Raw genomic sequence first — 11,403 nt, 5'->3', positions numbered from 1 at the left:
CCATGATAATAAGTATAGACGATACCGATTCCAGAGAAGGAATGTGCACCACCTATCTTTGTGCAATATTGATGGACGAGCTGAAAGAATACGGAACCATCAGAGGAAGCCCTATACTTATACGCCTCAATCCTACTATTCCCTATAAGACCCGTGGTAATGCTTCAACCGCTTTTGAAATAACAACATCAGAACCGGAAAAAGTAATGGAACATGTCATCTCAAGGGTTGATGAACTTTCTGAACTGCAGAGTGAGATGACAAATCCCGGAGTGGTGTTCATACCCGAGGACCGATCTGAGAAAGTTAAAGAAAAGCTCGGCGAATTTTTCCTGAAAGCGGTGCGTGAGGTATTGCAGATAGATGATGCAAAGAACCTTATCGCTAACTTGGACCTGCCTTCAAGAGGATGGAAGAATGGAAGAGGACTTATCGGTGCTCTTGCTGCCTGCGGAGCCATGCTGAACCCGGGATGGGATCATACTTATGAATATCTTGCATATCGCGAAAAGGGTGCATGGGGAACGAAACGGCAGGTCGATGAGGAAAGTGTGAAGGAAGCAGACCTTGCGACCTACCCGAATACATGGGACACAGTCGATATTGCGAACAATGCAGTGGTATGCATACCCCATGCAGGAGATCCCGTTCTTTTTGGAGTTCGAGGAAATGGCATTGAGCCTGTCACCATAACATCCCGGATGATAATTTCGGAACCTGTTGAAAGATATGCGATCTATAAGACCGATCAGGGAACTGACCTGCACCTTATTCCAGTGGAGAGGATAGCAGACATAAAGGACATGCACTCCTATACCATTGAAGCAACAGTGGATACTCGACCGGAAACGATAAGGGGAGGACATACGATCTTTTCAGTTCGTGACGATGAAGGAGATGAGATGGACTGTGCAGCCTACGAACCTACCAAGAACTTCCGCGAATTGGTACGCAAATTCCTGCCCGGGGACAGGATAGTGTTCTCAGGAAGTGTGAAGAACAACACTCTGAACATCGAAAAGCTGAATATAATAAGCCTGGTCCAGGAACAAGAGTCGGTCAATCCTACATGTTCCGAATGTGGAAAAAGGATGAAATCCGCAGGAAAGGGGCAGGGTTACCGTTGCAAGAAATGTGGCACTAAAGCAGATCTACCTGAACTTGTCGAGGTCAAAAGAGGGATAGAGACAGGAATGTATGAAGTTCCACCCTGTGCAAGAAGACACCTTGCAAAACCCCTTGTCAGATGCCAGGAAAAAGAGAGCGAAAAGAATGGGAAAGTGTTCCCATCAAGATAACCAGTCATCACGAAGGTCATCAAGGTGTGCTATCGGGGGAATCGCTCTTTTGTGAAGATTGCTCCTAACACGTAGCAGAATGGAATTGATATCCTCCATTGGAACCCCGAGTTTCAGATGCACGCGTTCCTGCCCCTCCCCTGCAAGAATTGGCTGAAGCACTTTATCGATGGTCTCATAAGAAACACCAAGGTCATCTTCATCGGTCTGACCCTCCCAGAGTCCTGCAGATGGTGCTTTTTCCAGAATGCTCTCCGGGACACCCAGAATCTTTGACATTTCCCATACTTCGGTCTTGTAAAGATCGCCTATGGGTTCCATATCAACCCCGCCATCACCATATTTTGTGAAATAACCAAGTAATATCTCACTCTTGTTACCGGTCCCCATCACTACTCTACCAAGCATGTTAGCATAGTAGTAGAGCATGGACATCCTTATCCTTGCCTTAAGGTTACCATCGACATAAGCAGATGTATCTTCGATATCCGGCATTGATGATCTGTAGCTTTCAAGGACATTGGTGATGTCTACCACCTTAATGTCAATACCAAGAGCTTCTGCGACCTTTTTAGCATCCTCGATCTCAGACTCAGGGGTTGAAGCTTCAGGCATGTGTATACCAAGAACGTTCTCAGCACCCAACGCTTCGACGGACAGGTATGCCACCAGTGCAGAATCGATGCCGCCGCTTATACCTACAACAGCACCTTCAATTCCCGTCCCTTCCAGTTTCTTCCCAATAAAATCAATGATGATATCTTTTGCTTTTATAATATCCATAGTACCAAGGTCCAGATGATGATCGAGTATTTGTGTATATGATAGTGCTCTCTACTATATTCACAGTACATATTTAGATTTCCTGTTAAACTTTTTTCAAAAATGAGCGAACATAGTCTTAAATATAGTAGAGAGAATATTTATATAAATATATTCAGCAGGTGCTATAATGAAACAAATGAATTTGGAGATACATGCCCTTGATACAATTTTAAAAGGCGGGTTCCCAAAGCCCTCTGCGATCCTGGTAACAGGTCCAGCAGGTTCTGGAAAGACCACACTTGCAATGCAATCCATTTTCAACGCCGCTGAAAAAAATGAGAAATGCATGTATGTTACATCATTGAATGAACCAATTTCAATGGTCAATAAATTCATGTCAAAGCTGAATTTCTACAATATCTCCCTGCTTTCCTCCGGATCCATGAACTACATCCCCATCGGCACCGAGACCCTTGATAAAGGGATATACACCTTCATGTGGAATCTGGAAGAATCCATTGAAAAAATAAAACCCGACCGAATTGTCATTGACCCAATAACGACCATCGGAAGCACTCTTGATGAAGAAGCAAAACGACGTTTCTACTATGACCTTTTCCTGCGTATGAAAAAATGGGATGCTCTGGTCATAGCGATCGGAGAGTTCACCGGAGACGAGCTCCTGAAAAGTGACCTGAGCCACGTAGCAGATGGCATTATCTATCTTTCCAATGATGAAGCCAACAAACGTCGAGTACACCACCTCGAGGTCTTAAAGCTCAGAGGACAAGGCTACATAAGTGGAAAACATCCATTTTCAATAACTGAAGAAGGTATTATACTTCACCGACAGGAACTGACCGAAATGGAGATACCCCATTTTACAGACCGTGTCTCAACCGGTATAAAAGGGCTTGACATAATGACCAAAAATGGTGTTATCAGAGGCACTTCAACCCTTGTCACCGGAGGTCCCGGTACCGGGAAAACCACCATTGGAACACAGTTCATTGCAGAAGGAGCAAGGGCTGAGGAACCTGGAATGATAGTTTCATTTATAGAGTCCGAAGAACAAGCCCTTACGAATGCAAGCTCCATTGGTCATGATATAAGGGACCTTGTAAGTTCCGGTGCCATAAAAGTTGTCTGCACCAGCATGTCAGCCCTTGAAGCCGGAGAACATGCCATACAATTACGTACCATTATCAAAAAAGAGAACATCAAACGTATTTTTGTAGACGATGTGAACGTATTCTCCGACCTCATGACACCTCTGGATGCAAAGGACCATATCAAACTACTTTCAGAGATGTTCAGATCAAATGGCGTCACCTCAATGTTCGCACAAAGGCCGGATACCATTAATGGAATGCATTATATCGAAGATTATGGAATGGATACTTCAGTACTGCTTTCATTAAAAGAGGAAGAAGACCATATCGACAAAACCATAACTGTCATGAAAATGCACAGAAGCCATCATGACAAAGGAATAAGGAAATTTGAAATAAGGGACACTGGTGTAGACATCATGTTACCGTCATCGGATTAAATGGTAATAGCTATACTTATAAGCCTGAAGAAATATCTACATTATAAAACTGGCTTGAGACCATACGAACATGACATTCTATATTACAGATTCCGCAGTTTTCATCTATGGATATGATGGCGACACATCGCTGTTCATCACTGTACCTTCTGTGAAGGACGAAATGAAGAGCCGGGAAGCCATGATGCGATTTGAGATCGCTTGTGAGACAGGTACAAGAATTGAAACACCTGACCCGCAGATTCGCAAAGAGGTACTTTCGATTGCGAAAAAGACGAGGGATGTTGAAGAGCTCTCATCCACAGATATAGACATTCTAACGAAGGCTCTTGAATACAAGGAGAACGGGGTCCTTCTCACAGATGACTATGCGGTACAGAACATGGCTTCAGTACTTGGTATTGAAGTTAAGCCCATCAGCCAGAAAAAAATAAAGGATGTACTGGTATGGGGAAAGAAATGTACTGCATGCTATCGCAAATTTGATGAGGGAGATGATTGCCCAGTCTGCGGATCCCTTTTGAAAAAGGTCAGGAAAAGAAAACTATAACCATAGAGATGTACTATAACTATTTTAAAAGGTTAAAACTAATTAATATTTCAGCTGGGATATAATATGAAGAACATAGAAGAATTGATCCTAAAAGCGGTTGAATTGCAGTCAAATGGCCTTGTTACAGGCCAGATCGCAAATGAGCTAAACGTGTCCAGGGAAACGGTCACATGGCTTTTGACACGCTCAAAGAAAGATGTTGCAGCACCTGCACCAAAGGATATTTCTGTCACATGGAACAGTGTCGGACAGAGTTCATACAGACTAAGATGCATCTCACAGGCGCTTTGTGATATGGTGATAGAGACACTGGAAAAGACACAACAAGATGCTGATCTGGTCATAGGAATAGGACTCAGTGGGATACCCATCGCCACCATGATGGCCGAAGAACTGGAGATAGATTTCGCTATCTTCCATGACTATGATGACCAGAAAGAGAAGACACATCAAAGGGGCATCTTTAGCCGGAATTTCGCTGATGTCGAGGGAAAGAAGTGCATCATCGTGGACGATGTGGTCTCATCAGGAGCTACTGTTACAGACGTTGCTGAACAGCTTCGTGAGGTTGGTGCAACCCCGATCGCAGTTGCAGTTATCGTTGACAAGATGAATGCTGATATGATCGCCAATGTGCCTATGAGCTCACTGGTCCGTATCACACGTGTAGATTAAAAAGGGAAAGTTCCCTTTTCTTTTTTGTTTCAAAATAAGAAATGGATGAGAGGTTTCACTCTACACCCACTGAACCGATCTTTTCGACCAGTTTGGAAAGTACTTCGGTGCGCATGCCTTCTACGAACTTGATACTTCCAACTACAAGGTGTCCGCCACCATTCACACCAGCGCCTACGATCTCTTCGTGAAGTTCACGAACCATCTGTGGAATGTTCATCAGAACTCCTTTTGAGCGTATCACTGCAAAGTCAGGACCGTAACCGATGGTAATTACCGGCCTTCCTTCGAGTTTCTGACACATGCGGTCATGCACTTCACCGGAGGTCTTGCCTGGTGCCGGGAATGTGAACTTGTGAGCGTAGTTCTCGACATCCAGCACGTTCAGTACAGCAGTGTTGGGCAGATCCTCCGACTTCACATTCGGCATACATGCATCAAGCTGTTCTGAGATCATGGCATTTGCCTGCTCACATAACAGTTTCACGATATTGTTGTGCCTCGTGTGGTCCCCAAGGTCCATCAGGTCATCAACGATACCCCTACCACTAGCGAACTTGAGCCAGTATGCTTCAAAATCAAGTGCCAGTGCCATCTCTTTGAGGTCCTGCAGAGAATACCTGTCAGCTACAAGCTGCTTGTAAACTTCAGCTTCCGGTGCTTCAGAACGGTCACCCACTGCAGCAATAGCAGGAAGATGTTTGATCACATCTGTCACATCCGGGTTTATCATACGGGCAACTTCCGTGGCCAACATTCCTGCGGTCATACCGAAATCTCCGCCTACGTGAGCAGGATTCACATGACCGAGCAGATACTGGTCAACGATCTCATCGGGATGGTGGTGATCAACTACGACCATGTCGATACCATAGACCTGTGCCTGCCTCATCGCTGGAACGTCCTCTTCTGTGGAACCGTTGTCCACCATTACGACCAGTGGAAGTTTCTGTCCGTGTCTTGCAGCATCCTCAAGTGCAAAGGATATATCCTTGGTGACATCTGGAAGTTCATAGAATGGAGCCTTTGAGGGTGCTCTCTTGTAATAGTGATATTCTGCATCAGGACCGTTCACTTCCCTTATCATGGGGAGGATAGCCTTTTCGATAGCTACTGCCGCGGTCATTCCATCAGCATCGGCATGGTGACGTAAAAGGATAGGTTTTGACCTTATAATAGCTCTCTTGATCTCCTTTGCGACCTTACGCATTGCAGGTCGAAGCTTTTCAAGGATCTCGCTCTCAACAAGGAACTCAATGTCGGAAGGCTCAGCCCTCTGATCAATGACCTCATCGATGCGCTTCTTGACAGCTACTTCTTTTTCACCGGTCAGATGTTTCATGCTTCTGACCTCCAACTGGAGCCTGTCACCACGGGAGGTAACTTCACCGGTTGCGGTAATTATCATGTCTGCATCGATCTCCGGATAAGCACGTGTACCGGCACTCTCAAAAGCAGCACAGGAAATAAGCCCGTCTTCATCGGAAATTGTGAAGATAGTAGGACCTGCGGTCTGCTTTACCTGAATTACCTCACCTTCGATCTTTACAAGTTTACCAGTAAAACTGCCAAGTTCGGTCGATCTTCTTATAGAGATGCTCTTCTCAACCTCTACTATCTGATAATCTTTGATAACCCGGGGGATAAGATCCATTTTACCGTCACGTCTGATCTCTTTTACCTGCACGATCACCGGGGCTTTTTCTTCAAGCTTGATGTTGAGATTGCTTGAATGGATCAGACCACGTAAATTGGAATTCAGATCAACGAATACACCAAAGTCCGCATGATTATTTACTTTAGCAAGGTACATCTTACCCACTTCCAGCTCATCCTGATTGCAGGAATTGTCCAGAACATGTACGATCTCGATCTTGCCGCAGGAAATACAAGTTTCCTTGCCATCTATGGGTCCGTCAATAGGCTTGTCACAGACATCACATCTGTAAGAAGCGCCCTTACCATTACATGCAGGACATTGTTTTCTTACTTCGATTTCTCCGCTTCCACCGCATTTGGAACATACTGAACCCTCATTCAGGAAATTTTTCACATCCTTTTGAGAAAGATCCATCAGATTTACGGATTTTATTTTTCCTGAACCTTTGCATTCAGAACATTTTTCAGTAGAAAGGACCTCGTATCCCTTTCCTCCACATTCGTTACACTCATCTCTCATTTGTATCAAGTCTTAATTGTTTATGTTAGATTTATGTCTTTGCGTAACATTGGATTACCACAAGCAATAGTTTTTTATCACAGTCTCTTCCATTTAATTTGGGAGAAGTGAAACATGATAGAAGACTACATTATACCTATACTTGTCATTACAGTTATCATCTTGTCACAAGCACTTAAGATGGTAAAAGAATACGAAAGGGTTGTTATTTTCAGGTTAGGAAGGCTCAGTGGCGTAAAAGGTCCGGGCCTGTTCCTGATCATCCCTATCATTGATTCTGTCGTAAAGATCGATCTTCGTGTGGTAACCATCGATGTACCAAAGCAGGCTGTCATTACAAAGGACAATGTCACGATCGCTGTTGATGCGGTTGTTTACTACAAGGTCATTAAGCCTGCTGCAGCTGTTACTGAAGTTGAGAACTACAAATTCGCAACTGCAATGCTTTCACAGACAACACTCAGGGATGTTATCGGTCAGATCGAGCTCGATGACGTGCTTTCCGAACGTGAGACCATCAACAAGGATATACAGGAATTGCTTGATGTTTCTACAGATCCATGGGGTATCAAGGTCGCCGCTGTGACCCTCAGGGATGTAAGCATTGATGAGACAATGCTACGTGCTATTGCAAAACAGGCAGAAGCAGAAAGGGAAAAGCGTGCACGTATCATTCTCTCCGAAGGAGAATTCTTGGCTGCAGAGAAGATGAAGCAGGCAGCACAGCTCTATCAGGACGTGCCCGCAGCACTTAAGTTGAGAGAGTTGCAGACAATTGCTGAAGTTGCACGTGAAAAGAACCTAATTGTGATCTCAAACTCCACGAACACCGCAGAGATAGCTGCACTATCAAAAGCATTCGAGAAGAAATAAAGCAGATAAAGGTGATATGATGTTGAACAAAGGATCACCTATTATTTTTTTCTTTTTTTTGGTATTGTTACTGCTTCTAATACCCTCAGGTGCGTCTGCGGAACAGACGGTTCTGGTACTGGAGATCTCCGATTCGATCACACCAGTAGCAGATGATATTGTAATAGATGCATTGCAGATAGCAGAACAAACTGGATACGAAGCTCTTGTCATCACCCTCAACACCCCTGGCGGAGGGGTTGATGAGACCCTCAAGATAATCGAAGCTATTGACGGGACGAATATACCGGTAATAGGGTATGTATATCCAGAAGGAACAAAAGCGTGGTCTGCCGGGACACTGATATTGCTTGGGACGGACGTTGCAGCAATGGCACCACATACTATTATCGGTTCTGCCCAACCGGTATCAGTGACACCTCAAGGTATAGAACCTATCGAGGACGATAAGATAGTAAATGCACTCGTGAAACTTGCAAAAACAAAAGCAAAACAGCACGGTCGCAATGAAACAACTGCAGAGAAGTTCATTACGGAAAATCTGAACCTGAATGCGGAAGAAGCATTGGAAGCAGGAGTTATCGAGTATGTTGCATCTGATATTGATGATCTTCTTGAGCAGGTGGATGGCCAGACTATCAAAGGAAAGGTACTGAACACCAAAGGTGCTGCGATTGAGAACTATAGACCGTCCCTGAGATTGAGCTTTATGGACATTATATCGGATCCGATCATTTCCTCACTTCTCATTATGCTCGGTATATACGGCATCGTGATCGGCATTTCAAATCCCGGAGCAGGTGCAGAGATATTTGGAGTTGTTGCAATATCACTGGGCCTTGTGGGCATGGGATTCGATGTTAATATCGCAGCCATTTTCCTTATATTGCTCGGGGTGATACTGTTCGTTCTCGAATTGCAGGCGCCTGGATTCGGTATCTTTGGGATTGCCGGACTTGTATGCCTGATCGCCGGAAGTATCTTCCTGGTACCCATGGACTTCCCCAGATGGTACACTCCTGCTGATGTACAGCGGTCGATGATAATCGCAATAGTTACCCCTACAATAGTAATGGGTATCCTTTTTGTGTTCGTCTTCTATAAAGTGCTCGAGGTCAGACACAAAAAACCGGTGATCGGCGAAGACCCTACAGGCGAGACGGCAAACGCCATAGAGGACATCAAAGCAGGAGAAGAAGGGTTTGTCAGGTACAAAGGAGAATACTGGAAAGCAAAAGTAAAAGAGGATATCAGTGATGGAAATAAAGTGGTGATCACTGATGTACAGGGACCTCTCTTTATTGTTAAAAAAGTAGAAGAGGAGGGAGAGTGATACTCACTTTCCTCTTATCATTTCCATAACCTTTTTCTTTTTCTCCGAAGCTTCTTTTGCAGCTTTGTCGATCGCTTCTTTCATTTCTTCAAAGTCCCTGGGCTCTTCTTCACCGATCATCTTCTTGATAGGAGTGTAAGCGGATTCCCTGAAACGAGGAGTGAAATCACATACCTTGCCATCAATAACTATCTCGGCACCGCTGCCTTCCACGATCTCACCAATGATATCGATATCAACGCCTACGTCCTTTACCACCTGAATGATCTGTTCCGCATATTCCGGCGGAGCGATCACAAGCAGAGCATCCAGGGATACACCAAGATAGTCGATCTCCAGCTTTTCCAGCATCGCAAGGACCTTCGGATTGACAAGGGGACGCATCTTCGATTCATCAAAGACAAGTTTCACGCCAGCTGTTCTTGAGATCTCCTTTGCATCACCGCGAATACCGCCATTGGTCACATCGGTCATTGCATGGACGTGTTTGGTAAGACCAGACGCTATCAGAGCCTCACATGCATCCAGGAACTTGATGTTTATAGTTTCCTCAACCACATCGTGCATTTCATAATAGAGCGCTGCTGTGGAAACGGTCCCCCCACCTGCACCTTCGCTCATCAATATGACATCTCCGACCTGTGTCTGCACACGGGAGGTCAGTTCAGTGGATGTACCCACCGCACCAACACCACCGGTCATACGCTCGCCGATGTCCATATCTCCACCAATTCGCAATGTACTTCCGGTAACAAGAGGGATACCGGTAAGTTCCGATACTGTGGTTATGCCTGCAATGTGGTCGAATATCTTTGCCACATCCCCATCATCGGCAACATGGATATCGGATAAGAGAGCAACCGGTCGGGAACCCATGGCATAGACATCACGCAGGGATGCACGGGCTACGTGGAAACCTGCAAGGAAAGGAAAATCGCTCAATCGGGAATGAATACCATCTATAGTTACAATGATGTAACCATCGCCCTTTTCGTTCAGGACAGCTCCGGAATCATCGAGGTGGGACGTGTCCACCGCAGCACTGGTCTTACCGATGACCTCAGCGATCTTTTCGTGCGCATAGAAATCTCCCAGTCCCCGGGAACCCACACCGAATTCACCCATGGTCACCCCTGAGACAGTTGATGTCAGTACATCCCCTTCGACATTCAAGGTCGCCTTTGCTTCCACTATCGCTGCTTTTGCAAGATTGCGGGCGTGTTTTTTAGATGTGTTCTTGATCTCGAGTATCCTTTCTGTCAACTTGTCTTCAAGCCCGGGATCATTATTTCGAAGTCCTTTTCTTGCATAACCTTCTATATCCATACGATCGCTCCTTATCAGCACATGTTTACAAAGTTCTTGAGCATTTTCAAACCAATATCGCCACTTTTTTCAGGATGGAACTGTGTCCCTATGACATTACCTGCCGAATTCACTACCGATGCAGCAAAGTCTATCCCGTAATCACATGATGCAAGCGTGTGGGATGCATCGGTATCAACATAATAGGAATGTACAAAATATACGAAAGCCCCATTGGGCACACCTTCATAGAATGGATGGTCCTGTTCGATTATCAGAGAGTTCCAGCCCATTTGAGGGACCTTCAACTCAGATCGGGGAAACCTCACAACATTTCCCGGAACAAGGTCCAGTCCTTCTGTAAGACCCCCTTCCTCGGAACTTGTCATAAGCATTTGCATCCCCAGACATATTCCGAGAACCGGCTTACCTGATGCCACATAATCAGTTATGGAACCCAAGAAAGGAACGATGTTCTTCATTGCATCGGAAAAGGCACCCACCCCAGGAAGAATGACACCATCGGCAGTTTCAATGTCCGCAGGGTCCTTTGAGATGAGCACTTCCGCACCCGCATGTTCCAGCCCTTTCTGAACACTGCGAAGATTGCCAAGCCCATAATCAATTATCACGATTTTTTTCATGGGGAGTACATACAGTTTTGGTACATCAATGTAACGCGATAATGGAGTACAGTATATAATTATTGGTATAATTATAAAAAAATGAATGGAAAGGGAGGAAGATTAGATCCCCCAAGATTAGGTATTAAAATAAGGTAACTATTCAGCCTACCTATCGTCAATCTTGTATGACTGACTATAATACAAAAAATTAATTTGCAACCCTAAAATCAAACAATCGTTGGAA

The 11,403-nt window shown here is 44.9% G+C and carries 10 protein-coding genes; 6 read left to right on the top strand and 4 right to left on the bottom strand.

The genetic code is table 11. From position 1 onward, the window contains the following. Positions 1-1,298, top strand: a 1,298-nt coding sequence (locus KDK67_RS04805) for a tRNA(Ile)(2)-agmatinylcytidine synthase (protein ID WP_250867704.1), incomplete at its 5' end; no start/stop codon positions are given. On the opposite strand, the gene KDK67_RS04800 is transcribed toward KDK67_RS04805, so the two are convergent. After that, positions 1,290-2,081, bottom strand: a complete 792-nt coding sequence (locus KDK67_RS04800; RefSeq protein ID WP_250867703.1) for an NAD+ synthase — start codon at positions 2,079-2,081, stop codon at positions 1,290-1,292. The genes KDK67_RS04805 and KDK67_RS04800 overlap by 9 nt on opposite strands. A 169-nt stretch (positions 2,082-2,250) precedes the next feature. Between KDK67_RS04800 and KDK67_RS04795 the strand changes: the two genes are divergently transcribed. From KDK67_RS04795 to KDK67_RS04785, 3 genes are all read left to right on the top strand, one after another. Further along, a complete protein-coding gene (locus tag KDK67_RS04795; protein ID WP_250867702.1) occupies positions 2,251-3,615 on the top strand; it encodes an ATPase domain-containing protein in 1,365 nt (454 codons plus the stop codon). Positions 3,616-3,685: 70 nt separating this feature from the next. Beyond that, complete coding sequence (locus KDK67_RS04790) at positions 3,686-4,165, top strand: NOB1 family endonuclease (protein ID WP_250867701.1); 480 nt, start codon at positions 3,686-3,688, stop codon at positions 4,163-4,165. Positions 4,166-4,231: 66 nt separating this feature from the next. After that, positions 4,232-4,843 (top strand): orotate phosphoribosyltransferase-like protein, encoded by a 612-nt coding sequence (locus KDK67_RS04785; protein WP_250867700.1) that lies wholly within the window; start codon positions 4,232-4,234, stop codon positions 4,841-4,843. A gap of 55 nt (positions 4,844-4,898) precedes the next feature. Here KDK67_RS04785 and KDK67_RS04780 read toward each other — a convergent pair whose 3' ends face one another. After that, a complete protein-coding gene (locus KDK67_RS04780; RefSeq protein ID WP_250867699.1) occupies positions 4,899-7,022 on the bottom strand; it encodes a DHH family phosphoesterase in 2,124 nt (707 codons plus the stop codon). Positions 7,023-7,136: 114 nt separating this feature from the next. Between KDK67_RS04780 and KDK67_RS04775 the strand changes: the two genes are divergently transcribed. Together KDK67_RS04775 and KDK67_RS04770 are read left to right on the top strand one after the other, a co-directional pair. Continuing rightward, positions 7,137-7,895: a slipin family protein gene (locus KDK67_RS04775; RefSeq protein ID WP_250867698.1), complete on the top strand. Its 759-nt coding sequence runs from the start codon at positions 7,137-7,139 to the stop codon at positions 7,893-7,895. 16 nt (positions 7,896-7,911) lie between these two features. Then, complete coding sequence (locus KDK67_RS04770; protein WP_250867697.1) at positions 7,912-9,228, top strand: NfeD family protein; 1,317 nt, start codon at positions 7,912-7,914, stop codon at positions 9,226-9,228. A gap of 3 nt (positions 9,229-9,231) precedes the next feature. On the opposite strand, the gene KDK67_RS04765 is transcribed toward KDK67_RS04770, so the two are convergent. Together KDK67_RS04765 and hisH are read right to left on the bottom strand one after the other, a co-directional pair. After that, positions 9,232-10,554 (bottom strand): AIR synthase-related protein, encoded by a 1,323-nt coding sequence (locus KDK67_RS04765; protein ID WP_250867696.1) that lies wholly within the window; start codon positions 10,552-10,554, stop codon positions 9,232-9,234. Between the two features lie 14 nt (positions 10,555-10,568). Beyond that, complete coding sequence (gene hisH, locus KDK67_RS04760; protein ID WP_250867695.1) at positions 10,569-11,177, bottom strand: imidazole glycerol phosphate synthase subunit HisH; 609 nt, start codon at positions 11,175-11,177, stop codon at positions 10,569-10,571. Between the last annotated feature and the right edge of the window lie 226 nt (positions 11,178-11,403).

The sequence above is a fragment of the Methanococcoides seepicolus genome (assembly GCF_023684405.1).
Classification (GTDB): Archaea; Halobacteriota; Methanosarcinia; order Methanosarcinales; family Methanosarcinaceae; genus Methanococcoides; species Methanococcoides seepicolus.
Note: the sequence above shows the minus strand (reverse complement) of the source record. Positions and strands in the feature narration are given on the sequence as shown.

What these genes read in the sequence shown, in the direction of transcription:
- KDK67_RS04790 (WP_250867701.1), top strand. Translation starts at nt 3,686, where the DNA reads ATGACATTCTATATTACAGATTCCGCAGTTTTCATCTATGGATATGAT.
- KDK67_RS04775 (WP_250867698.1), top strand. Translation starts at nt 7,137, where the DNA reads ATGATAGAAGACTACATTATACCTATACTTGTCATTACAGTTATCATC.
- KDK67_RS04785 (WP_250867700.1), top strand. Translation starts at nt 4,232, where the DNA reads ATGAAGAACATAGAAGAATTGATCCTAAAAGCGGTTGAATTGCAGTCA.
- KDK67_RS04780 (WP_250867699.1), bottom strand. Translation starts at nt 7,022, where the DNA reads ATGAGAGATGAGTGTAACGAATGTGGAGGAAAGGGATACGAGGTCCTT.
- KDK67_RS04795 (WP_250867702.1), top strand. Translation starts at nt 2,251, where the DNA reads ATGAAACAAATGAATTTGGAGATACATGCCCTTGATACAATTTTAAAA.
- KDK67_RS04800 (WP_250867703.1), bottom strand. Translation starts at nt 2,081, where the DNA reads ATGGATATTATAAAAGCAAAAGATATCATCATTGATTTTATTGGGAAG.
- KDK67_RS04770 (WP_250867697.1), top strand. Translation starts at nt 7,912, where the DNA reads ATGATGTTGAACAAAGGATCACCTATTATTTTTTTCTTTTTTTTGGTA.
- hisH (WP_250867695.1), bottom strand. Translation starts at nt 11,177, where the DNA reads ATGAAAAAAATCGTGATAATTGATTATGGGCTTGGCAATCTTCGCAGT.
- KDK67_RS04765 (WP_250867696.1), bottom strand. Translation starts at nt 10,554, where the DNA reads ATGGATATAGAAGGTTATGCAAGAAAAGGACTTCGAAATAATGATCCC.